Genomic DNA, 25966 nt, shown 5'->3' with positions numbered 1-25966 from the left:
CAGCGGCCTAGGCGTCCCGTTCCAGCAGTTTGCGTATAGGCGCGGGTAGCCCCAATGCCGGCCATTCGGCGGGGCCGAACCACGCACCGGGCCGTTCATCCGAAACCAGAGACCTGGGCATGGTTTGCCCGGCCCGAAAACCTGCGATCCACGGCGACAGGTGCAAGTCCTTGTGTGTCAGCACGTGGACAAAACCTGGCAGTGGATCGAGCCTTTCCCGCAAGGAAGCCGGCAAATCCGCAGCCAATGCCTCATCACTCTCAAAAACCGGCAGGCAGTAAAGCCCACCCCAGATTCCCCGGCTGGGGCGCTTTTCAAGCCAGACCGAACCATCCGGCTTCTGCGCCCACAACAGACTCAGCGCCTGCGCACTGCGCTTGAGCTTTCTTGTCTTCACGGGATACTTGCCGGGATCGCCGGCGGCAAAACCGCGGCACAGGTTTTGTACCGGGCATAACAGGCACTGGGGCTGGCGGCCCACGCAAATCGTGGCACCCAGATCCATCAGTCCCTGCGTATAGCGCGGCATGGTTTCGGGCAGGTCCTGCTCAGGCAGCAGCTCTGCAGCCGTGTCCCATAGCGCACGCTCATTGGCACTTTGGGCCAGATCGGCGGAAAAACCCAGCACCCGCGTGAGCACCCGTTTGACGTTGCCATCCAGAATGGCAACACGTTCACCAAAACAAAACGAGGCGATGGCCGCGGCGGTTGAACGGCCTATGCCTGGCAGGGTCTGGAGCTGCTCGGCCGTCTCCGGGAATTGCCCGGCATGCAATGCCATGACATCCTGAGCGCAGCGGTGCAGATTGCGCGCGCGGCTGTAATAACCCAGCCCGCTCCATAACCCCAGCACCTCGTCCTCCGTAGCAGCAGCCAACTCCCTCACCGTCGGGAAGCGCGAAAGGAATCGCGCGTAATAATCCAGAACCGTTGCGACCTGAGTCTGCTGCAACATGATTTCAGACAGCCACACGCGGTAAGGATCACGTGTGTTCTGCCAGGGAAGGCTGTTGCGTCCGTGCGAAGCCTGCCAGCGCACAATTTCCCCGGAAAATCCGGGCAACTGGCATGAGGCCGCTTGCGTCACAGCAATCGATTTCCGCCCCGCAGGGGTCTTGGTGGATCGCGACCGCGTCAACGCTCAGGCAGCCTCGGGCACCGCGGCATTTTCCGCAGTAGCGGCGCCATCCGGCGTCTTGGCCTGCGCCGAAGAGCCCATGAGATGGGAGGTCAGTTCCGTGAGCTTGTTGTCCAGCTCATCGAGCACACGCTCCTGGATGTCGATTTCAGCGATCCGCTCATCCAGACCAGACGCCGCTTGCTGGATGCGCTCGATAGCTTCAAGCCTGCGGCCGAAATTGCGCCGCCGCTCGCGCAACTGTGCATCAAGCTGCGATGCCGCCGACTTGTTCCAGAGCTCCACTTCGCCAAGGGCGGATTCGTAGACCACCCGCAGGCGTGTGGCCAGGGCTCGCACCAGCCGCTCGGAAAATTCCGGCTGCGAAAGTTTCAGAACATTGCCCACACCAAGATATTGCAAGTGGCTGCGCTCAATTTGCTCCAGGTCGTGTTCATAGCGGATCAGTTCGGGCTCTTTTGGCGCCTGCAGCGAAAAGCTGAACTCGGCATTGAGCTGGCGAAAAGATGCCGTCAACATGGACTGGATTTCACTGCTCATGATCTGCGACTTTTGTAGCCCCTCGCGAAGGCGGGAAAAAGTCTGGCCATAAGCCTTCTTGACACCCAGCTTGATGCCCGGCTGCTTTAGCGCATGCGTCAGCTCGGCCAGTTCAGCCTTGAGCGTCGGAGTGCTGAGCAGATTGAATACGTCACGGAGCAATTTGAGGTGGACAGAACGTACCGCGTGAATCTTCGAGCCACTGGTGTCGAACTCAGCCTGCTCCTGCTCGATGCGGCTGCGCATGTGCTTGATGACCGAAACGTTCTTTCCTCTCAGGCCACGCAACTCAATCATCTGTTCGGCCAGATCGCGCCGGCGGATGTGCATGGCCCGCCCCGCTTCCGTCCGGAGTTCGCTGATACCGCCCGACACCGCTGTACGCAGGATTTTTTGGCGCTGCCCCATCACGCCCTGCCCCAATGCCAGCTCGAGGGCCGGCAGGTGGCTGGCTTCCAGCAAGGCCTTGTCTCGCGTGACCTTGGCCACCAGCCCTTTTTGGGCCGATACGGGAATGACCTGGGATTCGGGCAGGCCCAGGATTTCGGCAGACGTCGCACGCTGCTTATCGATCTGTGCCTGTACTTGTTCGGGCGTGCTTAACGCATCCCAAAGGGTGTCGATCTTGTTGAGCACCACCAGGCGCGCATCGGTGCCGTCACCGTCGGTGATCAAATGCTCGCGCCAGATGGCGAGGTCGGACTTGGTAACACCGGTATCGGCTGCCAGGATGAACACCACGGCATGGGCCTGGGGGATCAGGCTCACCGTCAATTCGGGTTCTGCGCCAATGGCATTGAGACCCGGCGTATCCAGGATGACCAGGCCCTGTTTGAGAAGCGGGTGCGCAATATTAATCAGTGCATGGCGCCACTTGGGCACCTCTATCAGGCCGTCAGCGCCTACGCGCGGGTTGTCTTCCGGACTGCTGTCATGCCAGAACCCAAGAGAACGGGCTTCGTCCTGGGTGACATGGCGAACTTCGGCCACTTTCTCGAGCGCCTGCGCCAGTTGCGCCGGGTCATTCACGTCCAGATCGATCCGCGTCCATTTTTCGGGTACCGCGCGCCACTCCATGAGGGCTTGTTTCTGCAGGCGCGTTTCGATGGGCAGCAGGCGCAGGCAGGGGGGCACATCCGCGTCGTAGCCCAGCTCGGTCGGGCACATGGTGGTACGGCCAGCGCTCGCCGGCATGATGCGGCGGCCATAACCGGCGAAAAATATCGCATTGATCAGCTCGGACTTGCCGCGCGAGAATTCGGCCACAAAGGCGACCATGACCTTGTCGGAACGTACCTGTGACTCGAGTCGCTGCAGGCGCTCCTCAACCGCTGCATCCAGCAGGTCATGGTCCTTCATCCACTCTGCAAGCAGTTTCAGGCGCAATGCGAATTCGCGCCGCCACGTGCCGTGCTGGTCAAATTGTTCGTTAAAAGACATCGGTCTACCGTAAAGTGTGTCGGTCAATATAGCATCGCAAACCCGAAAGAACCATTGGCGCGTCTACGGACTCAAGGTTTCTGGCAATTCGCACAGTAAAAAGTGGACCTTTGCCCCTGCCGGAGGGTCTTCACGGGTGCTGCGCACACCCGGCAGGACAAGCCGGCGCGGTCATAAACCATGGCTTCCAGCTGGAAATAGCCCGATTCACCCTGTGCATTCGAAAAGTCCCTCAGGGTGCTCCCCCCCTTTGCAACAGCTTGGGCCAGTACCTGGCGGATCGCCCCGTGAAGCAAGGCCGCGCGGGGCTTGCTGATCCGGTTTGCCCGGGTGGTCGGCCGGATTCCGGCCAGGAACAGGGCTTCCGACGCATAAATATTGCCGACACCAACCACGGCCTCCCCGCCCAGCAATACCTGCTTGATCGCCGTTTGCCGCAGTTTTAGCGCCTGGTGAAAGCTTTCCGAGTCAAAAGCGTCCGTCAGCGGCTCGACGCCGAGCCGGCCAAGCAGCTTTTGGGCGGCAGGCGCATCTTCATCGCTGGCATACACCACAGCCCCAAACCGGCGCGGGTCGTTCAAACGCAAAGTGCCCCGGCTGGTGGCCATTTCAAAGTGGTCGTGCTTGCCCAAGGCGGGGAAACCGTCGCCGAAAGCCACACTGCCGGACATTCCGAGGTGGATCAGCAGCAGCCCGTTGCTCAGATCCACCAAAAGGTACTTGCCGCGGCGGCGAACCGCCAGCACCTTCTGGCCGGCAAGCTTGTGGGGCGCGCAGCCCAGCGGCCAGCGCAGGGGCTTGCCCATCTGGACGCGCTCAATGACGGCGCCGGCGATACGGTCCGCAAAGCTCAACCGGGTGACTTCAACTTCTGGCAGCTCAGGCATGGTTTTGTAAATAAGGGCGCTGCTGCATGGCGCAAGAAGACAGCGGTGGGCCAGCCGAAGATCAGGGCCACGGCGTAAAGCGGCAGCGCAGCCGGGAAGCTTCAATTATCATGGTTCGATGAAGAAAAAAATTGGCCTTGCCATCAGCGGCCTGTGGCTGGCTGTTCCCCTGGTCCTGGCGCAGACCGAAGAACCGCTCCTGGCTGCGCCCTCAACGCTTGTCGAGGCCAAAGCCGCACAGGAAGCGACTCCATCATCGCAGCTGGATGGTGCCCTTTTTTACCAGCTGCTGGTGGGTGAAATGACCCTGCAGGAAGGCGAGCCCGCCGCAGGGTTTGCACTGATGCTGGACGCCGCCCGAAAGACAGGCGACGCGCAGCTTTACCAGCGCGCCACGGACATCGCACTGCAGTCGCGCTCTGGCGATGCCGCACTGCAGGCAGCCCAGGCCTGGAAGGCAGAGCAGCCCACCTCGCGGGACGCAAACCGTTATGTCCTGCAGATCCTGGTGGCATTGAACCGGATTGCCGATACGACCGAACCCCTGCAAACCGAAATCCGGCTCGCTCCGGAAATGGAACGCGCTGCGGCACTGACTGCGGTACCCCGGATTTACGCGCGTGCGCCCGACAAAAAACTGGCCAGCACGGTGGCCGAAGAAGCGTTGGCCACCTACCTGAACAGCCCTGCCACCGCCAGCGCCGCCTGGACCACGGTGGGGCGCATGCGACTGGCCGCCGGCGACAGCAACGGCGCGCTTGCGGCAGCCAGACGCGCACAGGCTGCAGGCCCGTTCACCGAAGGCCCGGCCCTGGTCGCGCTGGAACTGATGGACCCGAAACAGCCTGAAGCAGAAAACCTGGTCCGCAAATACTTTGAAGGCAACGCCAAAGCCCTGCCCGAAGTGCGGATGGCCTATGCCCGCGCGCTGCTGGATGCCCAGCGCTACGCCGAAGCCGCTGCCCAGCTGCAAGTGGTGACCCGCGAAAAACCCGAGCTTCCTGAAGGCTGGCTGGTGCTGGGTTCCCTGCAATTGCAGGACAACCAGCTGGCACAGGCACAAACCTCGCTGGAGCGCTACGTCACCCTGGCCCAGCAACAGACTTCCGAAGGCGAGCGCACCCGCGGCCTGGCTCAGGCCTATCTCTCGTTGTCCCAACTGGCCGAAAAACGCAAGGACTATGCGGCAGCAGAAAGCTGGCTGGCCAGGATTGAAGATTCCGCTGACCTGACCCAAGCCCAAACCCGGCGCGCCTCCATCCTGGCCAGTCAGGGCAAGCTGGAAGAAGGACGCCAGCTGATCCGCAAGCTCCCCGAACGCAACGCTGCGGACGCAAGGCTGAAATTGAATGCAGAAGTAGGCCTGCTCCGCGAGTTCAAGCAGTACCAGCTGGCCCATGATGTGCTGGCGCAAGCCCTGGCCAAGAACCCCGACGAGACCGAACTCCTGTACGACCAGGCCATGATGGCCGAAAAACTGGGGGCCATGGATGAAATGGAACGCCTGCTGCGGCGTGTCATCCAGCTCAAGCCCGACTACCACCACGCCTACAACGCCCTGGGCTATTCATTTGCGGATCGCAGCGTGCGCCTGCCGGAAGCGCGCGATCTGATTCGCAAAGCACTTGAATATGCGCCCGCCGATCCATTCATCAAGGACAGCCTGGGCTGGGTCGAATTCCGCATGGGTAACACCTCGGAGGCCATCAAGATCTTTGAAGCCGCTTACAAGGCCAAACCCGACGCGGAAATCGCGGCCCACTTCGGTGAAGTGCTCTGGACCACGGGCCAGCGTGACCGCGCCGTGGCCATCTGGAAAGAAGGCCGGCTGCTGAGTCCCGAAAACGAGACCCTGCTAGAGACGCTCAAGCGCCTGCGTGTAAAGCTGTGACGGGAATCCGCGTCCTGCCGTCTGCACTGCGTATGCACCTGACCCGTCTGGGCCTGGTCTGTGCCTGCGCTATTGCTCCTTTTTTAGTAGCTGGTTGCGCACAGCCACCCAGGGCTACAGGCATAAATGGCTTGAAAAACGAGTTGTGGACAGGCCGTATCAGCCTGCAGGTCCAAAGCGAACCCGTGCAGTCTTTTTCGGCCAGCTTCGAGCTCAAGGGCCGGCCCGAGCGCGGCGAACTCTCGCTGATCAGCCCGTTGGGCAGCGTGCTGGGTGTGCTCCGCTGGTCGCCCGGTGAAGCCGTACTCGATTCAGGCAATAGCAAGATCCAGCGGTTTTCTTCGGTGGATGAGCTAATGGCCCAGGCGACAGGCGCAGCTGTTCCGGTGACCGCGCTCTTTGCCTGGCTGCAGGGCGACAATGCCAGCGTCAGCGGCTGGTCTGCAGACCTTTCCCGTTACGCCGAAGGCCGCATCACGGCCAGGCGGGTGCAGCCGGCACCCGCGGCCGACCTGCGTGTGGTCCTTGACCAATAATTTCGGGGTGAATGCCCCGGCTTCCGCAAGGCCTCCCGTCTTTTCATCTTTCCGATTCCTGTTATTGCTTTGGCGCTCCCAGTTCATGACGACTCATACCGCCCCCGCCCCCCATGCCGCGCAGCCGCTCAAGGCCCTGTATGACGTGCCGGCACCCGCCAAACTGAACCTTTTCCTGCACATCACCGGGCGCAGGCCCGACGGCTATCACCTGCTGCAATCCGCGTTCATGCTGATCGACTGGTGCGACACCCTGCACTTTGAACTGCGCTCCGATGGCCGGATCACCCGGGAAGACCTTGGGCAACTCAACGAGAGCGACCCCGGCGAATCCCAGGCCCTGCCCGCCGAGGACTTGTGTGTACGGGCAGCCAGGGCGCTGCAGGCGGCTTGCGGCACGCTTCTGGGCGTCCACATCGGCCTGCAAAAAAAAATTCCCTCGCAAGCCGGCATGGGCGGGGGTTCATCCGACGCCGCCAGCTGCCTGCTGGCGCTGCAGCGGCTTTGGGGGGTGCGCCTGCCGACCCCAACACTGCAAGCCATCGCCCTGTCGCTGGGCGCCGATGTCCCTTTTTTCCTGTCCGGTGGCCACGCCTGGGTGGAAGGCATTGGTGAAAAAATCACGCCGCTGGCCTTGCCGCCTGCCCGTTTTGCGGTGGTTAAGCCCCCTGCTGGTGTCTCCACGCCGGGAATTTTCAGCGCGCCGGGGCTCAAACGCGACACAGAAACTGCTACAATCCAAGGCTTTGCTGCAAATGCTGAAGGCCCTTTGAGATCGGTTGATTTCGGATTCGGTCGCAACGACTTGCAGCCGGTAGCGCAGGAGATGTGCCCGCAGATTGGCCAGTCGATCGACTGGCTGAAAACGAAACATCTTCAAGGACGCATGACCGGCTCCGGAAGTGCTGTATTTGCGCAACTGCCGCATGGCACGGATTTGACGGATCTTTCAGGTTTGCCTGATGACTGGATAGTCCGGACATGCAGCAATTTGGAGGCGCATCCTCTGGCCGGTTGGTAAAATAACCGCTCTTTGAAATGCGCTTTCAAGCGACCATAAATGGAAAAGTTTATAGGTCTGTTGTTGGCAACAACAACTGTCCTGTGTAGGGGTGTCGCCAAGCTGGTTAAGGCACCGGATTTTGATTCCGGCATTCGCAGGTTCGAATCCTTCCACCCCTGCCAAATTACTCGCCGTGGGCCGTAGCCCCGGTGTTGCGGTCCCGCCCGGAGCGGGCCCGTGTGACTCCTGACAGACCCGCGTGATGTGTATCAGCGGGTCTGTGTGTTTTTGGAAACAGGCAAGCGGCGCTCACTGCCAAGCCCCGTTGCAGCGTGTTGTCCCCGTGCGTATTTTGCTTCGATAAAAATTTCAGCCACGTTCAAGTCCTTGTAGCAGCTGGGCCCCACATGCAACCGCACCATCCCGACTTCATGGTTTTCACCGGCAATGCCAATCCGAGCATGGCCTCCGATATCGCCCAGCACCTGGGCATTTCACTGGGTGCAGCCCATGTCGGCCGCTTTTCGGACGGTGAAGTCACCGTCGAGATCCAGCAGAACGTTCGGGCCCGTGATGTGTTTGTGGTGCAGTCGACCTGCGCACCGACCAACGACAACCTGATGGAACTGCTGATCATGGTTGATGCGTTGAAACGGGCTTCGGCCGAGCGCATCGCCGCGGTGATTCCGTATTTCGGCTATGCCCGGCAAGACCGCCGCCCACGTTCGGCGCGGGTGCCGATCACAGCCAAGGTGGTGGCCAACATGCTGCAGGCAGTGGGCGTGTCGCGTGTTTTGACGATGGATCTGCATGCCGACCAGATCCAGGGCTTTTTTGATATTCCGGTCGACAACATTTATGCGTCGCCGGTGTTGCTGGGCGACCTGCGCCAGAAGAATTACACCGACCTGATGGTCGTGTCGCCCGATGTGGGCGGCGTGGTGCGCGCCCGGGCGCTGGCCAAGCAGCTGGGCTGCGACATGGCCATCATCGACAAGCGCCGCCCCAAGGCGAACGTGTCTGAAGTGATGCACGTGATCGGCGACATCGAAGGCCGCAACTGCGTGATCATGGACGACATGATCGACACGGCCGGTACGCTGGTGAAGGCGGCTGAAGTGCTGAAAGAGCGCGGTGCCAAGAAAGTTTACGCATATTGCACGCACCCGATTTTTTCGGGCCCGGCCATTGACCGCATCGCCCAGGGCGACGCACTCGATGAGGTGGTGATTACCAACACCATTCCGTTGAGCCCCAATGCCGTGGGTTGCACAAAGATTCGCCAGCTCTCCGTGGCGCCGTTGATCGCTGAAACCATCCAGCGCATCGCCAAGGGAGAGTCGGTCATGAGTTTGTTTTCGGACCAGGACAACCTGTTCTGATCTGAGGCCAAAAGGTAGCTGCCCTCGCCCCGTGATGTTTGTCATGAGGCAAAAGCAGCTTTTTAAACCAGAACGAGACTGGTCGCGGTCCGTTCTTTATTGGAGTTGATTATGAAATTCGTCGCTTTTGAGCGCGCAAAGCAGGGCACGGGTGCGAGCCGCCGTCTCCGCATCACCGGCCGTACGCCCGGTATTGTTTACGGTGGCACCGGTGAACCCACGCTGATCGAAATCGATCACAACGCGTTGTTCCACGCCATCAAGAAAGAAGCGTTCCATGCTTCCATCCTCCAGATGGAACTGGCTGGCAAAGAACACAAGGTTCTGCTGCGTGACCTGCAAATGCACCCGTACAAACAGCAGATCCTGCACATCGACTTCCAGCGCGTGGAAGCCAAGACCAAGATGACCGTGAAAGTGCCGGTGCACTACAGCGGTGAAGAAGAGTCTCCAGCCGTCAAGACGGAGAACTGCCTGGTCAACCACGTGATCACCGAGTTGACCGTGTCCTGCTTCCCTGCAGACATCCCTGAATTCATCGCCGTCGACCTGAAGGACCTGAAGAAAGGTTCGCCACTGCACATCAAGGACATCACCCTGCCAAAGGGCGTGAAGTTCGTGGCCAAGGGCCAGGACAACCCGGTTCTGGTGTCGGTGTCTGCCGTTTCCGAAGAAGCCGAGGCCGATGCCGCAGCAGCCGCTGCAGCAGCCGCACCGGTGGATCCGAAAGCCGCTAAAGCTGCTGCCGCCAAGGAAGCCAAAGCCGGCGCCAAGGCCGACGCTGCCAAGCCTGCCGCCAAGAAGTAATTCGCTTCCCGCACAGGCCTGAAAAGGCTCACGGCCCTTGTCCTCTTGCAGGACAAGGGCCGTTTTTCTTGGTTAGCGCTTTAATCAGAACCGCCCGCTTGCAAAGACACAAGGCCACGCACCCTAAAATTGGACAGATGGAAATCTCCAAATGATCAAATTGTTTGTCGGCCTGGGCAACCCCGGCCCCGAATACGAAGCCACCCGCCACAACGCCGGTTTCTGGTTTATCGACGCCCTCTCGCAGGAGCTGAAAGCCCCGCTGAGCCTGGACAAGAGCTACCACGGCCAGGTGGCGCGCATCACCCTCAACGGCCAGAACGTCTGGCTGCTCAAGCCGCTGACCTTCATGAATGTCTCCGGCAAGTCGGTGGCGGCCCTGGCACGCTTCTTCAAGGTCGCGCCTGAAGAGGTGTTGGTGGCGCACGACGAAATGGACATCGTGCCCGGCCAGGTCAAGCTCAAGTTCAGCGGCAGCCACGCCGGCCACAACGGCCTGCGCGACATCCATGCGCAACTGGGCACGGCCGACTACTGGCGCCTGCGCATCGGCGTGGGCCATCCGGGCGTGAAGTCCGAGGTGGTCAACTGGGTGCTGAAAAAACCTTCGCAAGAGCACCGCGTGGCGATTGAAGACTGCATTGCCCGCTGCATCAAGGCCGTGCCTGAACTGCTCAAGGGCGAGATGGAAAAAGCCACGATGATGATCCACACCAGCACGCCGCCGCGGCCGAAACCGCCGCGCAAAGTGGATATCGAAGATTAAGATTCCGCGATTCCGGGCGCGCCATACAGAAGGAGAGCGCTACTATTTTTATAGCTGCCCGCGCTTGTTCTCATTGGGCTTGATGCCAATTTGGCTCTAAATTTCGGCTTCCAGGACCTGTCCAGACCCGAAAACCCACATCCCCCGATGGGATCAGGTCACCGGGCTGTGACCACCGGAATGATGGTCTGCAGCCGCTGGTATTTTTCCCACAGGGTTTCCCGCGTTTCAATGTGCTGCGGGTTGATGGGGATGCAGGCGACAGGGCAAACCTGCACGCACTGGGGCTCATCGAAATGGCCCACGCATTCCGTGCATTTGTGCGGGTCGATCTCGTAAATTTCCTTGCCCAGGTAAATCGCCTGGTTGGGGCATTCAGGTTCGCACACGTCGCAGTTGATGCACTCGTCAGTGATCATCAGGGCCATGTCAGTTCCCCTTGCCGGCTTTGTTGACCTGGTGCGCCGCCGCCAGTGCCGACGCCACCGCCGGGCTCACCATCTGGCTGATGTCGCCCCCCAGCTTGCTGATCTCGCGCACCAGTGTGCTGCTGATGCATTGCAGCGGTGCGTCGGGTAGCAGAAACACGGTTTCCACCTCGGAGCGCAGTTTGCGATTCATGGCTGCCATCTGCGCTTCGTAGTCAAAGTCGGTGATGTTACGGATTCCGCGCACCACGGCTGAGGCCTTTTGCGCTGCGCAAAAATCCATGATCAGGCCGTCAAACGGCAGCACCGTGACACCGGCGATGCCTTGGGTTGCCGCCTGCACCTGCGCCACACGCGTTTCCAGTGAAAACAGGGTTTTCTTGTGGTGGGCAGTGGCCACGGCAATGACAAGCCGGTCAAACAGCCCTGCCGCGCGGCGCACGACGTCGTCATGGCCCAGCGTGAACGGGTCAAACGTGCCGGAATAAACAGCGGTGCGGGAGGTAGCCATAGGGGGAATTATGCCCGCCCCTCCCTTTTAACCGCCAATTGCCGCCCTGTAACCACGAGACGGGCAAGGCTGGGCCGCGGTTCAGCCCGCTGGCGTACCCAGAGCGGCCAGCAAGTGGAAATGCACGGCGCCGGCCTTGCCACTGCGGTGCACCTGCAAACCCAGCGGCAGCAGTTCCTCATCCGTCCAGGGTTTGGGCGCCTCCAGATAAATCACGCCGGTCGGGCCGATGGCCTGCGCTGCGGCCTTGAGCGTGGATTCGTACAGGGTGGACTCAAAAGGCGGGTCGAGCAGCACCAGTTGCAGGCTGCCCGGCGCGACGCGTTTCAAGGCGCTCAGTCCGTCGCCGCGCTCGATGCGGCACATGTCTGCCTTGAGCCTGGCCTGCACCGTCTTGAGCTGTTGCGCCAGCGCCGGGTCCTGCTCGCACAGCAGCACGTCGGCGGCACCGCGCGACGCGGCCTCAAAGCCCAGCGCGCCGGTACCGGCAAACACGTCGATACAGCGCCAGCCCGTCAGGTCCTGGCCCAGCCAGTTGAAAAGGGTTTCGCGCACGCGGTCTGGCGTGGGCCGCAGGCCCGGCTTGCTGGGCACCGGCAATTTGGTGCGTTTGTACAAGCCGCCGATGATGCGGATTTCGCCGGGCGGCACGGTTTTGCGAGCCACCACCTTGCCGCTTTTGGCGCGCATTTTTTTTGGGGTGGCGGGAGTTGGGGCAGGAGCGGGCGTGTACTTCATGGTGCGGCGCCAAGGATAACAGTGACCATTTTTTCAGGCTGCAGCTTGCGTGCAAAAGCCGCCTTGACATCGGCCACCGTGACTTTGTCGACCTGCTGCGTCCAGGTATCCAGGTAGTTCAACGGCAGATCGTTCCAGGCAATGCTCGACACGTTGTCTAGGAGCTTGCGGTTGCTGTCGATGCGCAAGGCAAAGCCGCCGACCAGATTGTCCTTCGCCGCCTTGAGTTCCGTCTCCAGCGGGCCGCTGGCCACAAAGTCAGCCACCACTTTGCGCACCAGGTCCACGGCCTGCACAGCTTGGTCGGGCCGGGTCTGCATGCTGATGGTGAAGGCGCCCGCATGCAGGGCCGGTGAGAAATAACTCGACACGCCATACGTCAGGCCGCGCTTCTCACGCACTTCACTCGTCAGGCGCGAGACAAAACCGCCACCGCCCAGGATGTAATTGCCCACCGTCAGGGCGAAGTAGTCCGGGTCCGAGCGTTTGTAGCCCGGCTGGCCGATCAGCACCTGCGCCTGCGCCGAGGCAAAAGGGATGCGTTTTTCAACCGGTGCGGCCAGCGGCGCGACCTCGGCCACGGCCGGCAATGGCGGCAGGCTGGCGCAAGCCGTTTGCGGCAGGCGCGAGAGCAATTTTGCGGCGATGGCATCGGCCTGTGCGCGCGTCACCGCGCCCACCATGCTGATGCGCGCACGGCAAGCTGTCACGCCGGTGGCGTGCACGGCACGCATGTCGGCCACGCTGATGCGCGCCAGGCTTTCTTCCGTGACCTCATAGCCGTAGGGATGCGTGCCGTACACCGCCGGTGTGTAGGCGCGGCCGGCAACACTGGCCGGGCGGGTATAGGACTCGCGGATCGAGGCCTGCAGGCGTGCGCGTTCGCGTTGCCAAACGGCTTCGGGAAAAGCCGGCTCGGCGATCTCACGGGCGGCCAGCGCCGCGGCTTTGTCCAGCAGCGCCGGGTCGGTCAGGGTTCGCAGTGAAAAGCTCAGGCGGTCGGACGTGGTGCCGGCGCCAAACTGCGCACCCAGATCAGCCCAGGCTTCGCTGAGGGCGTTTTCGTCGAGCGCCGGCTCGGGAACACACAGCCCTCCACAAATGACTTCAGGCCCCAAGCCATTACTGGCACGCACCCCTTTTTCCAGCAGGCCGGCCATCATGCTGGCCAGGCCTGCCTTGTCAGCAGGGTCACGCCGGTTGCCGGCGTCCAGGTCGATCTGCACGTCCAGCATGGCAATCGCCGGGCTTTCGACCAGGTAAACCCTGGCGCCATTAGGCTGCGTCCAGTGCTGGATCGGCAGGGCAGCCAGCACCAGCGAGTGAGAAAACAAGCCAAAAAGTCCTGCAGCCCATATATTCCTTGCGCGAGCCGCTCTCGTTTTTATAGCAATCATGATGTTGTCAACAATTCTGGATGAGAGGGCAGCTCAATGCTGCAGGTCACCGGCGGGCGCTGTGCCCTGGCGCGGCTTGCGGTTTGGGTCCAGCGGCTGCGGCAACAGCGTTGCCATCGTCATCTGGTCGTCACCAAAATATTTCGCGGCCACGGCCTGCACCTCGGCGCCCGTGATGCTGCGCAGGGCGGCAATGATGCGTTCGCTGGCATCCAGCGGCAAGCCTTGCACCCAGTGGGAGCCTAGCTCGCGCGCCTGGTTGAACACCGAGTCGAGCTTGTAGGTCTCGCTGGCCACCCACTGCGTCTTGACGCGGTTGAGCTCGGCCTCGCTCACGCCCTCGCGCGCCACCTTGGCCACCTGCTCGCGCAGCGCGTCGGCCACCTGCTGGGCCGTTTTGCCGGCTGCGGGCACGCCGTCGAGCGAAAAAACCTGCGGCCCGCGGCCCATCAGGCCATTGGACGCACCGGCGCTGTCGGCCACACGGGACTGCTGCACCAGCGCGCGGTCAAGCCTGGCGCCGGTGTAGCCGTCCAGCACGGCGGCCAGCACCGTCAGCGCCAGCGCGTCGCGGCTGGCGCCCGCGGCCGGCGCGGCCAGGTCTGCCGGTTCCAGCTTGGGCACCTTGAAAACCATGCTGACATAGGCCTGGCTGGCCGGCGCCTTGAAGTCCATGCGGCGCACGCCGGCCTGTACGGGCTCAACGCGCGGCTTGCGCACCGGGACGGCGCGCGCGGGGATGCCGCCGTAGTATTTCTCAGCCAGCTTTTTGACCTGCGCGACATCCACATCACCGGCAATGACCACGGCGGCATTGGCCGGCACATACCAGCGGCGGTAAAAATCGCGCGCATCGTCGGGTGTCATGGCCTCGATGTCGCTCATCCAGCCGATCACCGGGCGCCGGTAAGGCGAGGCGGTAAACGTCATGGCGGTCATCTGCTCATACAGCATCGCGCGCGGCGAATCTTCGGTGCGCAGGCGCCGCTCTTCCTTGACAACCTCGATCTCGCGCTTGAACTCGTCGTCCGCCCACTGGTTACCCGTAAAACGGTCAGCCTCCAGGCGCATGACGTCCTCCAGCTTGCCGGCCGGAATCTGCTGGTGGTAGGCCGTGTTGTCGCGGGCGGTGAAGGCGTTGTCGCGTCCGCCCAGGGCGGCTACGCGCCTTGAAAACTCACCCGGTTTGACCTTCGCCGTGCCCTTGAACATCATGTGTTCCAGCACATGGGCCACGCCCGACGTGCCGTCGACCTCGTCCATGGAGCCCACGCGCACCCACAGCATGTGGGCCACGGTGGGGGCGCGGTGGTCGGGCTTGACGATGACCGTGAGGCCATTGGCCAGCGTGAACTGCCCCACCGGCACGGGCACTTGCGCAAGGGCGGCCGTGCCCAGGCACAGGGTCAGCACCAGGGCGGGCAGGTGCCAGGCGGCCGACGGGCGAAGTATGGAAGATAGGGGTACTGAGGTTGTCAAAAGGGCTGGCCTGGGGTGTTTCATAGAATAGCTGGGTGGCGCCGCACGGCACTGCAGAGTGCAATTGCCCACTAGGACTCCACAAGCATACCCAATGTTCAGTTTTTTCAAGAAAAAATCCCCCCCTCCTGCCGCACCGGCGTCTTCTGCGCCGGATGCAGCCGTCCCGGCCGGACCGGCCCCTGAACCAGTGACAACCGTACCCTCGCCGGCCTCCATGGGCAGCGGCCTGATCGGCAGTGCGCTGGTCACCCCCATCACCATTCCGGTTCCCGGCGCCGTGGCCCCGGAGCGGGAACGCTGGCTCGGCAAGCTGCAGGCCGGGCTGCGCAAGACCGGCTCCAGCATCTCGACCGTGTTCATCGGCAGCCGCATCGACGATGCGCTTTATGAAGACCTGGAGACCGCGTTATTGATGGCGGACGCCGGCAGCAAGGCCACCGAACACCTGCTGGCCGACGTCAAACGCCGCGTCAAGGAAGGCGGCATGACACACCCCGTCGCCGTCAAGAATGCCTTGGTGGATTCCATCGCGCAGCTGCTCAAGCCGCTGGAACAACCGCTGGTGATCGGCCAGTACCAGCCCACCGTGATCATGGTGACCGGTGTCAACGGCGCCGGCAAGACCACGTCCATCGGCAAACTCACGCGGCACCTGGCCACCGAGGGCGCCTCGGTGCTGCTGGCAGCGGCCGATACCTTTCGCGCCGCGGCGCGCGAGCAGCTCAGCGTCTGGGCCGACCGCAATACGGTCGAGATCGTGAGCCAGGAAGGCGGCGACCCGGCTGCCGTGAGTTTTGACGCTGTGAGCGCAGGCAAGGCGCGCGGCAAGGACGTGGTACTGGTCGACACGGCCGGCCGTCTGCCCACGCAGCTGCACCTGATGGAAGAGCTGCGCAAGATCAAGCGCGTAGTGCAGAAGGCGGATGCCACGGCACCCCACGAGGTGCTGCTGGTCATTGACGGCAACACGGGGCAAAACGCGTTGGCCCAGGTCAAGGCTTTCGACGACACGCTGCAGTTGACCGGCCTCATCGTGACCAAGCTGGACGGCACAGCCAAGGGCGGCGTTTTGGCGGCCATTGCGCTGTGGGCCCGTGAACGTGCCATTGCCTCACCCACACTGCGACCGGTGTCGGTGTACTTCATCGGCGTGGGTGAGCAGCTGGAAGACCTGGAAACCTTCAACGCCCGTGAATTTGCGCAGGCTTTGCTGGGTTAAACCAGCGAAGTTGCCGCCTGCGGTTTACGGTATCCCGAGTTTCAGCAGCAGCACCGAGATCACCACAAAGGCCACGATAAAAACGGTTTCGGCCAGCAGCAGGGCCACGGGCTTCCAGCCCAGCTTGAGCAAGTCTTCAAAACTGGTCTTCACGCCCGCAGCGGCAATGGCCGTCACCAGCATCCAGCGCGACGCATCACTGGCCAGCTGAACCACGGGCGCCGAGATCAGGCCCGCGCTGGCCAGCATGACCAGCACGACAAAAGCGATCAGGAAGCCCGGTACCAGCGGCACTTCCGTTTCAGGCACCTTGACGGCCGGATGGTTGCGGTACAGCACCGCAATGAACAGCACGATGGGCATCAGCATCATGACGCGAAACAGCTTGACCACGGTGGCCGTGTCACCCGCCTGCGGGCCGAGCATCATGCCGGCCGCCACCACCTGCGCGACATCGTGGATCGAGCCTCCCAGCACAATACCGGCCTGACCCGGCAGGAGCCCGATGGCCTGCAGACTGAAAGGGTAGACCACCATCGCCAGCGTTGACAGCACCGTGACACCGACAACAGCCAGAAGTGTGAAGCGTTCGTTTTCTTTCGTCTGGGGCAACACGGAAGACACGGCCAGCGCCGCCGACGCACCGCAGATGGCCACCGCGCTGCCCGACAGCAGGCCTTCATCACGCGAACACTTCAGCCAGCGCGCCAGCAGCACGCCCAGCAAAATCGTCAATGCCACCGCCAGCACGATGACCACGGCGGTACCGGCGCCCAGTTGGGCCACTTGCGCAAACGTGATGCGGGCGCCCAGCAGCGCCACACCCACACGCAGCACCACGCGGCCGCAAAAGCCGATGCCTTTGGCCGCCTTGGGGTGGCTGTTGAGAAAATGGAACGCCAGGCCGATCAGCAAGGCATAGAGCAGTTGGGGGCCGCCATAGTGCTCGGAAATGAAAGTCGCGGCCAGTGCAATCACCATGCACACCAGCACGCCTGGAAAATGGGAAACCAGCGCCAGGCGCCATTTGAGAATCATGGAGGTATCAGACAGAAATATTGAAAGAAGAGTGCGAAGAATTTTGGCCATCGCTGTGGTGCAAGAGGCTTTTTTCCAGCAGCGCCGCACCGGCGGGGCTTCCCGCTACCAGCATCCGGCTTTGCAGCAGCGGCAAGCCGTCCAGGGATCGCATCGTGGCGCCAGCCTCGCGCAGTAGCACCAACCCGGCAGCAGCGTCCCACGCGCCCATACCGCGTTCCCAGAAGGCATCAGCCCGCCCGGCCGCCACATAAGCCAGTTCCAGCGCCATGGAGCCGCTTCGCCGAACCTGCCCAAACGTTCTCAGCACATCACCGAATTCGCGCAGGTAGTCGTCCATGAAAGGCGCGCCCGGTTTGGGAAACACCGTCGAAACCAGGCATTGCCCCGCGGGGCGCGCAGCTGCGCAGGCCAGGCGCCCCTCATTCAGGTATGCACCGAGGCCCGATGCCGCGGTAAAAATTTCGTGGCGGGACGGATCCACGATCACGCCCAGCACCGGCTGCCGGTCCACACACAGGGCAATCGATACCGCGTACTGGGGGTAGCCGCGCGCAAAGTTTGCCGTGCCATCAATCGGGTCGACCAGCCAGGTGGGCTGCTCCGTCAATTCGCCTCCGCTTTCTTCACCGACAAAACCACTCTGCGGCAGGGCTTGCAGCAGTGCGCTGCGCAAGCCCTCCTCCACTTCGCAGTCAAACCGCGTAACCCAGTCACCCGGCGCCTTCTGGCGGACATCCGCCGGCTGCAGTTGTGCCTGCGCCTTCCGGATGCGGGCGGCAGCCTCCATGCCCGCGAGCCGGGCTTTCTCCAGCACCACAACAAGGTCCATGTTCATGCCTTCTTGGACAGCACACTGACATAGTCATGCGCCTGGGTATTGATGGTGGAGACCCGGTATTCCACGGGCTTGTCGCCGAATGTCAGGGCCAGCCGGTGCACCTCCATCACCGGAGAACCCACCGCCAGTCCCAGCAGGCGCGCCTGGGTCCGGTCGGCCGCCGCGGCCCGTGCACGCTCCTGTGCCCGCAGCACGGTGATGCCGAAGTCCGTCTGGTACAAGGCATAGATCGTGCCGGGTCTTTCGACAAAACGTTTTTCGGTGAGGTTGCGGAACAGCGCCGCCGCGATGGTCAGCCGGTCATGCATGACCACACGGCCATGCAGGGCGAGGCGGTTTTCCGCCCTGAACACGGGCTCGCCCGGCTTGATGCGCAACGCGGCCGCTTCTTGCTCCGTGGCCCGCTCGCGCCCAAAAGCGATGCAGTCAATTTCCGGGTAGTCGCGGTCCCGCGCCGCATCGTCGTCACCGAAGTTCCAGCGCGGCTCCACGTGAAAAAACTGGAACATGAAGCGGGCATTGTTGTGCGGCGCCACAAAAGTTCCCTTGCCCTGCCGCCGCACCAGCACATGCTCGTGTACCAGTTCGTCAACGGCGTGGCGCAGGGTGCCAATGCTCACCTGCAGGCTCGCGGCAATATTCGCCTCGCTGGGCAAGGGTTTACCCGGGCCGTAATGCCCGGCTTCGATGAGTTTTTGCAGCTCGCGCTTCACCTGGCGGTAGAGCGGCATGGCCTCTTCGCTCATCAACGGACGCATTGGAGCCGATGTGTTTTTGAGATTCACGGCCGCCATTGAAACACCAACGGGCAAGTCGTTCAAGTCATATATATGAGTCAATTGACAAGGTGTTGCCGACCCATAAAACTGGCAACTCGATTCAACTCAGGCCATTCGGAGACCCCATGATTCATTTTGTATTACATGACGCCAAAGACACCGTGGCCGTTGTGGTGGTGGAAGGTGTGAAGGCAGGAACCGCCATGACCGGCTGGATCATGGACGAGGACCGCATGATCAATGTGCAGGCCCAGCAGGACATCCCGATCGGCCACAAGGTGGCCCTCAAGGACATGGCTGTCGGCGACACCGTGCTGAAGTACGGCATCGACATGGGCAAGGTCGTCGCCAACATCAAGGCCGGCCAGCACGCCCATGTGCACAACATCAAAACAAAGAGGTGGTAACCCCCCGAAGCAGCCTGCGGCCGCCTCCCCCTGAGGGGGCATCGCCTGTGGCCTGGCGAAGCCAGATCCACGTCGATTGCTGGAACAAACAACTCATCTAGGAACATAGCAATGTCAGTCATCGATAAAAACACCACATTTTTGGGCTACCGCCGCGAAAACGGCCGCGTCGGCGTGCGCAACCACGTCATCATCCTGCCGCTGGACGACCTCTCCAATGCAGCGGCCGAAGCGGTGGCCCACAACATCAAGGGCTGCATGGCGATTCCGCACCCCTATGGGCGGCTGCAATTCGGCGCCGACCTGGAGCTGCACTTTCGCACCCTGATCGGTGCCGGCTGCAACCCCAATGTCGCCGCCGTCGTGGTGATCGGCATTGAAGACAGCTGGACCAAAAAAGTGGTGGACGGCATCGCCAAAACCGGCAAACCGGTGGTGGGCTTCGGCATTGAAGGCCACGGCGACCATGAGACCATCATGAAGGCATCCAAAGCCGCGCGTGAATACGTGCAATGGGCCAGCGAAAAGCAGCGCGAGGTCTGCGGCATCTCCGAACTCTGGGTCTCCACCAAGTGCGGCGAGTCCGACACCACGTCCGGCTGCGGCGCCAATCCCACCGTCGGCAACGCCTTCGACAAGCTGCACCCGCTTGGCAACTACCTGTGCTTCGGCGAAACCTCCGAGATCACCGGTGGTGAAAAAATCGTGGCCGACCGCTGCGCCACCGATGCCGTGCGCGACCAGTTCATGTTCATGTTCAACCGCTACCAGGACATGATCAACCGCCACAAGACCAGCGACCTGTCGGACTCGCAGCCCACCAAGGGCAACATCGCCGGAGGCCTCACGACCATCGAGGAAAAAGCGCTGGGCAATATCCAGAAGATCGGCAAGGTCTGCACGGTCGACGGCGTCATCGACAAGGCCGAGATGCCCACGCACCCGGGCCTGTGGTTCATGGACTCGTCCAGTGCCGCCGCCGAAATGGTGACCCTGTGCGCCGCCTCGGGTTACGCCGTGCACTTCTTCCCCACCGGCCAGGGCAACGTGATCGGCAATGCGATTGTTCCCGTGATCAAGATCTGCTCGAACCCGCGCACCGTGCGCCTGATGAGCGAACACATCGACGTGGACACGTCCGGGTTGCTGCAGCGCGAGATCACGCTCGACCAGGCCGGCGACAAGCTGCTGGAGAACATGCTGCGCACCGCCAACGGCCGGCTCACAGCGGCCGAAGCGTTGGGTCACCGTGAGTTCGTGCTGACACGCCTGTTTGAATCAGCCTAGAACATGGCCCCCACGCTTTTCACTTCGTGTAATGCGCTGCCCCCCGAGGGGGCTAATTTTCCTTGGGGCGGCCCGGCGGAAAATTGTGCCCACATGTTGGTGGCACTGTCATGACGCGGGCGCGCATTGTCATCTGTGAATTCATGGACGAGCGCGCAGTGGCGCAGCTTGAAGCGGCACATGACGTGCTCTATGACCCGCAGCTGGTGGGCGACGCCACCCGCCTGCGGGCCGAGGCGGGCCAAGCCGATGTGTTGATCGTGCGCAACCTGACGCAGGTGCGTGGCGAACTGCTCGACGCGATGGCCCGCTGCAAGGTGGTGGGCCGGCTCGGCGTGGGGCTGGACAACATTGACGTGCCGGCCTGCGAAGCACGCGGCATCAAGGTCATCCCCGCCTCGGGCGCCAATGCGCTCAGCGTCGCCGAATACGTCGTTGCCAGCACCCTGCTGCTGCTGCGCGGCGCGTTTGCTTCCACCGAAGCCGTGGCAGCCGGCCAATGGCCGCGCGCTGCGTTGAGCAGCGGCCGTGAAGCTGCCGGGCAAACGCTGGGCATCATCGGTTTTGGCTCTATAGGCCAGACCACCGCGCGCCTGGCACGTGGCCTGGGCATGCACGTGATTGCCTATGACCCCGCGCTTGCACCCGATGCCCCGGTTTTCGCGCAGACCGGTGTGCAGTACGCCAGCCTTGACGACCTCATCAGCAGCGCAGATGCTGTCACATTGCATGTGCCCCTGGTGGATGCGACGCGCGGGCTGTTCAGCGCGGCACGCATTGGACAGATGAAAAAAGGCGCAGTTCTGATCAATACCTCGCGGGGCCACATCGTGGACATCGCGGCAGTCAGTGCGGCACTGCGGTCGGGGCAACTAGGCGGTGCGGCCATCGATGTATTCGACGTCGAACCCATGCCCGCGAGCGCGGTGTTGCAAGGATGCCCCAACCTGTTGCTTACACCACACATTTCAGGTCTCAGCATGCAGTCAAATGAACGTGTATCGTTCATGATTGCCGACAAGGTGCTGAAAAATCTGAAGTAATGGTCCAACTGTCTATTGATGAAGCAACCCGTCTTGCCACGCAGGCGCTGCGCAAGGCGGGCGCGGCAGAGGCCACGGCGGTCACCACCGCGAGAGCACTGGTCCGCGCCGAAGCGCAAGGGCTCGCTTCGCATGGCCTGAGCCGCGTGCCGCAATATGCCACCCATCTTCGCAACGGCCGGGCCGACGGCCATGCCGTCGCCGTCGTGGCGCACAAAAAAGGGGCGGCAGTGGTGGTGGATGCAAAGCAGGGTCTGGCTTTTCCCGCCTGCGACCTGGCGATCTCCACGGCGATTGCAACCGCCCGGGAACTGGGCGTGTGTTTTGTCGGCGTGATCAACAGCCACCATTGCGGGGTATTGGTGGATCATCTGCGCCCCGCAACCGATGCGGGCCTGGTAGGCCTTGGTTTTGCGAACGCACCGGCGGCCATGCCCGCGGCAGGCGGCAAGCATCCGATCTTTGGAACCAACCCGATTGCTGCCGCGTTTCCCCGGAGAAACGCCGATCCACTGTTGATTGACCTGTCACTGAGCGAAGTTGCGCGCGGCAAGGTGATGGTTGCAGCCAAGGAAGGCAAATCCATTCCGCTGGGCTGGGCGCTGGACACGCAAGGCCGGCCCACAACGGACGCACAGGCGGCTCTGGAGGGCTCCATGCTGCCGCTGGGTGCCGTGAGCAGCCCCAAAGGTTCCATGCTGGCATTGATGGTTGAGCTGCTGGTGACAGCCGTGATTGGCGCGCAGTTTGCTTTTGAGGCATCATCGTTTTTTGTGGATGAAGGAAATCAGCCGCGGATCGGCCAGGCTTTCATCCTGATCGACCCGGGCGCGCTTGCAGGCACAGACACTTACTTTGAACGCATGGAAATCGTGATCGCCGAAATGCTGTTGGACGAAGGTGTACGTCTGGCAGGTGCGAGGCGCATCGCACTTCAAACGAAAGCACTACAGTCAGGAATCAGCATTCCCGACGCACTCAAATCACAGTTGGATCAGTTAGTGGGTTAACAATCATTCAATCAACAGAGGAGTAGGCATGAAACGTCGTGACATCGTATTGGCATCAACAGGTGCAGCCCTGACGGGCATTCCGGGTCTGGGGCTGGCCCAGCAGACCTTTCCCAAACCAGGCAGCACCATCAAGTATGTGGTCCCGTTCACGCCCGGCGGCCTGACCGACATGATGGCCCGCACGGTCGCCCAAAAGCTGTCTGAAGCGTGGAAAACTTCAGTGATTGTCGAAAACAAGGCTGGCGGAAACGCGCAGATCGGCGCCGAGCTGGTCGCCAAATCGGCGCCCGACGGCAATACGCTGCTGGCCATCACGTTGACACATGCCGCGAACGTGTCCCTGTATCCGAATGCGGCTTACAGCTTCACCAAAGACCTGCGCCCGGTCGCCCTGATGGCCAATTCGCCGATGCTGGTCGTGGTTCCCACCGCCAGTCCCATCAAGGACTTCAAGGACCTGATGGCCGTGTCCAAAACCAAACAGCTGAGCGCGGGCTCGAGCGGCAACGGCACCCCGGCACACCTGACCATGGCTTTGTTCTGCGAGTTGAACAAAACAAAGATGATCCATGTGCCCTACCGCGGCGGCGCGCCCTCGATGGTCGACCTGATCGGTGGCCAGCTGGACGTGATTTTTTCCAACTATCCGGAATCGATCGCTCACGTCAAAGCTGGAAAACTGCGCGCGATCGCGATCTGCAGCCTGGGCCGGCACCCGGGGGTGCCTGAAGTCCCGACTGCTTTCGAGGCCGGTATGACTGGCCTCTTTGTCGAAAACTGGACAGGGGCCATGCTCCCGGCCAAGACGCCGGACGACATTGTGGACAAATACTCGCGCGAGATCATCAAGATCATGTACAGCGCTGACGTGGAAGAGCGCGCCAAGCAGCAAGGCTTTCGTGTCTCACAAAAGGGTTCAGAAGAGTTCGGCCGCTTCCTGAAAAGCGAAATAGACCGCTGGAGCCGGATTATCAAGACCGCGAAAATCACGCCGACCTGATCGGCAAGCACACCCGGTAAGCACAAAGTTCGCAGGCCGCTCGCGGTCTGCGTTACGTTTTGTAAAACACCGCTCCGGTTCTGGTGGCCTGGCGGAAAATCCGCCCAGAGGCGATCCCCGCCAATGGAGACATACATGAACGACATAGCGGATATTCCCGATACCGTTACCGGGCCGCGCAAGGTTGACCAGCTGCTGGCGCACTACGGCGAAAGCCACCGGAACCCGCGCAACGAACTGATCCATTTCATCGCCATCCCGCTCATCATGCTGAGCCTGGTGGGCATGTTGTTTGCGCTTCACCCCTATGTTGCGTATGTGTTCGTCGCGGCCAGCATGGTCTACTACGCCCGCCTGTCGGCGGTGTTCTTTATGACCATGGCGGTCTGGTCGGTGCTGTTTCTGGGCCTGGTGTTCGCCATGGGACCACTGGTATTGCCGATCTGTGTCGGCATTTTTGTGGGCGCCTGGATCCTGCAATTCATCGGCCACAAGATCGAGGGCAAGAAGCCTTCTTTCTTTGAAGACATCCAGTACCTCTGGGTCGGGCCGCTGTTTGTGCTGAGCAAGCTATTTGGCAAGCTGGGTATACGCTGGTGATTCATCCAGCTTGAAAACACCCGGGCGGCCTCCATGTGGGAGGTCTAAACCTTTTCACAGGCACCTCGCTTGATCAGCAAAATTCTGCGTTTTTTCCTCAAGCTCCTGTTTGGCATCTTCGCGGCGGTGTTTGCCGTCAGCCTGCTGGTCGCGGCCCTGATCGTCGTGGCACTGAGCCTCCTGAAGTCGCTCGTCACCGGCCGCAAGCCGGCGCCGGCGATGGTGTTTGGCCGCTTCCAGCGCTATTCGCCCCAGGGCATGTGGCCGGGCGGGGCCGCCCAAGGCAACCCGGCCCGCCCCCGTACCGGCGACGTGGTGGACGTCGAAGTCCGCGAAGTGCGTGACGACAAGCGCCTGCCGTAAATCCATACCTTCAAGCGCCGCTTCAGGTGGTGGGAGCGAAAAGCATGGAACTGCTATTAAATTCGTAGCTGCTAGCGCTTGTCCTATCTGGATGAAAGGCCAATTTCACTCCATAAGATTGGCAATAAAGCTGATGCGCAGCCCACCTGGATTTGGCGTCAAATATGGCTTCAACCCAACAAGAACTTGCGCAGGTAGCTATCAAATAGATAGCAAACTCGCCCTTGAAGCGCAACGAGCCCCTACAAATCGATACCGCGCATTTACAAGGCGGAAACCAATCCCCCTGAACCAATGGCCCACAATGCGGCTCATACCAAGGGTTTTCACTGATTAGCCTTGCGCTATCTGAGTCATTGAACTTATTGCTTAGCACTCTCTCCAACAGAGTGCTAATATTTAGCACCAGACGAAAGGAGTCTTGCTGTGTCTTATGCTCTTTCCCCCGCTTCCCTGACCGCTGTCGTGCCGAAATCGGGCGCGTCCACAGCCGTCAACCCCTGGTCGCTGGTGCCCCCGCTGGGCAACCTGGACGCTTATATTTCCGCCGTGAACCGTCTCCCCATGCTCACTCTGGAGCAGGAGCAGGAATTTGCCAAAAACCTCAAGGAAAACAACGATCTCGACTCAGCCGGTAAGTTAGTGCTCTCTCACTTGCGTCTGGTGGTTTCGATTTCGCGCAAATACCTGGGTTACGGACTGCCGCACGGCGACTTGATCCAGGAAGGCAACATCGGCCTGATGAAGGCGGTCAAGCGCTTCGACCCGGACCAGAATGTGCGCCTGGTGAGCTATGCCATGCACTGGATCAAGGCCGAGATTCATGAGTACATCCTGAAAAACTGGCGCATGGTCAAGGTCGCGACGACCAAAGCCCAGCGCAAGCTGTTTTTCAACCTGCGCTCGATGAAGCAAGGCTACAAGGACGACGCCGACGTGGCGACGCACCGCGACACGCTGACTGAAGGCCAAATTGATTCGATGGCCAAGACGTTGAACGTCAAGCGTGAGGAAGTCATCGAGATGGAGCAGCGCATGTCGGGCGGCGACGTGCTTCTGGACCCAAGCCCGAGCGACGACGGCGAAGACGCCTTTGGCCCGATCGCCTACCTGGCCGACGCGACGCAAGAGCCGACGGCACTGATGGAGTCTCGCCAGCGCGACAACCTGGCTTCAGACGGCATCACCGCTGCGCTGGAAGATCTCGACCCGCGTTCGCGCCGCATTGTGGAAGAGCGCTGGCTCAAGGTGAACGACGACGGTTCAGGCGGCATGACGCTGCACGACCTGGCCGACGAGTACAAGGTAAGCGCCGAGCGGATCCGCCAGATTGAGGTGGCGGCCATGAAGAAGATGAAGAAGGTGCTGGCCGCCTACGCTTAAACCCCGCAGGCTTACGCTCTTTCAAAAAGCCCGCACAGCAATGTGCG

The 25966-nt window shown here is 61.6% G+C and carries 26 protein-coding genes and 1 tRNA gene; 16 read left to right on the top strand and 11 right to left on the bottom strand.

Annotated elements, in window-relative coordinates; genetic code table 11:
• Nucleotides 1-7: 7 nt before the first annotated feature.
• The 3 genes from mutY to mutM all read right to left on the bottom strand — a co-directional run bounded on the left by mutY (nt 8) and on the right by mutM (nt 4005).
• On the bottom strand, nt 8-1093 hold the full coding sequence (mutY, locus tag AC1DYR_RS18755; RefSeq protein WP_477706461.1) for an A/G-specific adenine glycosylase: 1086 nt from the start codon (nt 1091-1093) through the stop codon (nt 8-10).
• Nucleotides 1094-1141: 48 nt separating this feature from the next.
• Complete coding sequence (locus AC1DYR_RS18750) at nt 1142-3118, bottom strand: dynamin family protein (RefSeq protein ID WP_477706425.1); 1977 nt, start codon at nt 3116-3118, stop codon at nt 1142-1144.
• Between the two features lie 71 nt (nt 3119-3189).
• On the bottom strand, nt 3190-4005 hold the full coding sequence (gene mutM, locus AC1DYR_RS18745) for a bifunctional DNA-formamidopyrimidine glycosylase/DNA-(apurinic or apyrimidinic site) lyase (protein ID WP_477706424.1): 816 nt from the start codon (nt 4003-4005) through the stop codon (nt 3190-3192).
• A gap of 118 nt (nt 4006-4123) precedes the next feature.
• Between mutM and AC1DYR_RS18740 the strand changes: the two genes are divergently transcribed.
• The 7 genes from AC1DYR_RS18740 (at nt 4124) to pth (ending at nt 10390) form a co-directional block, all read left to right on the top strand.
• Entirely contained in the window at nt 4124-5896 is a 1773-nt protein-coding gene (locus tag AC1DYR_RS18740) for a tetratricopeptide repeat protein (protein ID WP_477706423.1), read from the top strand.
• A gap of 131 nt (nt 5897-6027) precedes the next feature.
• Nucleotides 6028-6432: a lipoprotein insertase outer membrane protein LolB gene (locus AC1DYR_RS18735; protein ID WP_477706422.1), complete on the top strand. Its 405-nt coding sequence runs from the start codon at nt 6028-6030 to the stop codon at nt 6430-6432.
• An 85-nt stretch (nt 6433-6517) separates the two neighbouring features.
• Nucleotides 6518-7453 (top strand): 4-(cytidine 5'-diphospho)-2-C-methyl-D-erythritol kinase, encoded by a 936-nt coding sequence (ispE, locus tag AC1DYR_RS18730; protein WP_477706421.1) that lies wholly within the window; start codon nt 6518-6520, stop codon nt 7451-7453.
• Nucleotides 7454-7540: 87 nt separating this feature from the next.
• Nucleotides 7541-7617 (top strand) — tRNA-Gln (locus AC1DYR_RS18725).
• 225 nt (nt 7618-7842) lie between these two features.
• Nucleotides 7843-8817 carry a ribose-phosphate pyrophosphokinase gene (locus AC1DYR_RS18720; protein WP_477706420.1) on the top strand — a complete coding sequence of 325 codons (975 nt, stop codon included), beginning with the start codon at nt 7843-7845 and terminating at the stop codon, nt 8815-8817.
• 111 nt (nt 8818-8928) lie between these two features.
• The gene (locus tag AC1DYR_RS18715; RefSeq protein ID WP_477706419.1) at nt 8929-9624 is read left to right on the top strand and encodes a 50S ribosomal protein L25/general stress protein Ctc; all 696 of its coding nucleotides are present in this window, start codon (nt 8929-8931) and stop codon (nt 9622-9624) included.
• A 151-nt stretch (nt 9625-9775) separates the two neighbouring features.
• Nucleotides 9776-10390 carry an aminoacyl-tRNA hydrolase gene (gene pth, locus AC1DYR_RS18710; RefSeq protein WP_477706418.1) on the top strand — a complete coding sequence of 205 codons (615 nt, stop codon included), beginning with the start codon at nt 9776-9778 and terminating at the stop codon, nt 10388-10390.
• Nucleotides 10391-10548: 158 nt separating this feature from the next.
• Here pth and AC1DYR_RS18705 read toward each other — a convergent pair whose 3' ends face one another.
• The 5 genes from AC1DYR_RS18705 to AC1DYR_RS18685 form a co-directional block, all read right to left on the bottom strand.
• The gene (locus tag AC1DYR_RS18705) at nt 10549-10818 is read right to left on the bottom strand and encodes a YfhL family 4Fe-4S dicluster ferredoxin (RefSeq protein ID WP_477649594.1); all 270 of its coding nucleotides are present in this window, start codon (nt 10816-10818) and stop codon (nt 10549-10551) included.
• A gap of 1 nt (nt 10819) precedes the next feature.
• Nucleotides 10820-11329, bottom strand: coding sequence for a pantetheine-phosphate adenylyltransferase (gene coaD / locus AC1DYR_RS18700; protein WP_477706417.1), 510 nt, complete (start codon nt 11327-11329; stop codon nt 10820-10822).
• 81 nt (nt 11330-11410) lie between these two features.
• Nucleotides 11411-12067, bottom strand: a complete 657-nt coding sequence (gene rsmD / locus AC1DYR_RS18695) for a 16S rRNA (guanine(966)-N(2))-methyltransferase RsmD (protein ID WP_477706416.1) — start codon at nt 12065-12067, stop codon at nt 11411-11413.
• Nucleotides 12064-13464, bottom strand: coding sequence for a M16 family metallopeptidase (locus AC1DYR_RS18690; protein WP_477706415.1), 1401 nt, complete (start codon nt 13462-13464; stop codon nt 12064-12066). Before AC1DYR_RS18690 ends, rsmD begins: the two co-directional genes overlap by 4 nt.
• 33 nt (nt 13465-13497) lie before the next feature.
• Nucleotides 13498-14967: a M16 family metallopeptidase gene (locus tag AC1DYR_RS18685; protein ID WP_477706414.1), complete on the bottom strand. Its 1470-nt coding sequence runs from the start codon at nt 14965-14967 to the stop codon at nt 13498-13500.
• A 70-nt stretch (nt 14968-15037) separates the two neighbouring features.
• Between AC1DYR_RS18685 and ftsY the strand changes: the two genes are divergently transcribed.
• Nucleotides 15038-16165 (top strand): signal recognition particle-docking protein FtsY, encoded by a 1128-nt coding sequence (gene ftsY / locus AC1DYR_RS18680; RefSeq protein ID WP_477706413.1) that lies wholly within the window; start codon nt 15038-15040, stop codon nt 16163-16165.
• A gap of 24 nt (nt 16166-16189) precedes the next feature.
• Here the strand turns inward: ftsY and AC1DYR_RS18675 are convergent, their stop codons facing one another.
• Genes AC1DYR_RS18675 through AC1DYR_RS18665 form a run of 3 tightly spaced genes read right to left on the bottom strand, consistent with a single transcriptional unit; the run spans nt 16190 to nt 18790 of the window.
• Nucleotides 16190-17203 carry a YeiH family protein gene (locus tag AC1DYR_RS18675; protein ID WP_477706412.1) on the bottom strand — a complete coding sequence of 338 codons (1014 nt, stop codon included), beginning with the start codon at nt 17201-17203 and terminating at the stop codon, nt 16190-16192.
• 7 nt (nt 17204-17210) lie between these two features.
• The gene (locus tag AC1DYR_RS18670) at nt 17211-18041 is read right to left on the bottom strand and encodes an inositol monophosphatase family protein (RefSeq protein WP_477706411.1); all 831 of its coding nucleotides are present in this window, start codon (nt 18039-18041) and stop codon (nt 17211-17213) included.
• Nucleotides 18038-18790, bottom strand: coding sequence for a GntR family transcriptional regulator (locus tag AC1DYR_RS18665; RefSeq protein ID WP_477706410.1), 753 nt, complete (start codon nt 18788-18790; stop codon nt 18038-18040). The genes AC1DYR_RS18670 and AC1DYR_RS18665 overlap by 4 nt, the downstream gene beginning before the upstream one ends.
• Nucleotides 18791-18948: 158 nt before the next feature.
• Here AC1DYR_RS18665 and AC1DYR_RS18660 point away from each other — a divergent pair, with 158 nt between their 5' ends.
• The 8 genes from AC1DYR_RS18660 to rpoH all read left to right on the top strand — a co-directional run bounded on the left by AC1DYR_RS18660 (nt 18949) and on the right by rpoH (nt 25919).
• A complete protein-coding gene (locus AC1DYR_RS18660; protein ID WP_007862870.1) occupies nt 18949-19230 on the top strand; it encodes a UxaA family hydrolase in 282 nt (93 codons plus the stop codon).
• A gap of 111 nt (nt 19231-19341) precedes the next feature.
• Entirely contained in the window at nt 19342-20517 is a 1176-nt protein-coding gene (locus AC1DYR_RS18655; protein WP_477706409.1) for a UxaA family hydrolase, read from the top strand.
• A 110-nt stretch (nt 20518-20627) separates the two neighbouring features.
• Nucleotides 20628-21560, top strand: coding sequence for a hydroxyacid dehydrogenase (locus tag AC1DYR_RS18650; protein WP_477706408.1), 933 nt, complete (start codon nt 20628-20630; stop codon nt 21558-21560).
• Nucleotides 21560-22570 carry an Ldh family oxidoreductase gene (locus AC1DYR_RS18645; RefSeq protein WP_477706407.1) on the top strand — a complete coding sequence of 337 codons (1011 nt, stop codon included), beginning with the start codon at nt 21560-21562 and terminating at the stop codon, nt 22568-22570. Before AC1DYR_RS18650 ends, AC1DYR_RS18645 begins: the two co-directional genes overlap by 1 nt.
• Nucleotides 22571-22598: 28 nt before the next feature.
• Nucleotides 22599-23573, top strand: a complete 975-nt coding sequence (locus AC1DYR_RS18640; RefSeq protein WP_477706406.1) for a Bug family tripartite tricarboxylate transporter substrate binding protein — start codon at nt 22599-22601, stop codon at nt 23571-23573.
• A 135-nt stretch (nt 23574-23708) separates the two neighbouring features.
• A complete protein-coding gene (locus AC1DYR_RS18635; RefSeq protein ID WP_477706405.1) occupies nt 23709-24173 on the top strand; it encodes an Mpo1 family 2-hydroxy fatty acid dioxygenase in 465 nt (154 codons plus the stop codon).
• A 69-nt stretch (nt 24174-24242) separates the two neighbouring features.
• Nucleotides 24243-24536, top strand: coding sequence for a hypothetical protein (locus AC1DYR_RS18630; protein WP_477706404.1), 294 nt, complete (start codon nt 24243-24245; stop codon nt 24534-24536).
• Between the two features lie 453 nt (nt 24537-24989).
• Nucleotides 24990-25919, top strand: a complete 930-nt coding sequence (rpoH, locus tag AC1DYR_RS18625; protein ID WP_457282276.1) for an RNA polymerase sigma factor RpoH — start codon at nt 24990-24992, stop codon at nt 25917-25919.
• Nucleotides 25920-25966: the final 47 nt, after the last annotated feature.

It is taken from the genome of Polaromonas sp. P1_F9 (genome assembly GCF_056405615.1).
This window is presented reverse-complemented; position numbering and strand designations above follow the sequence as displayed.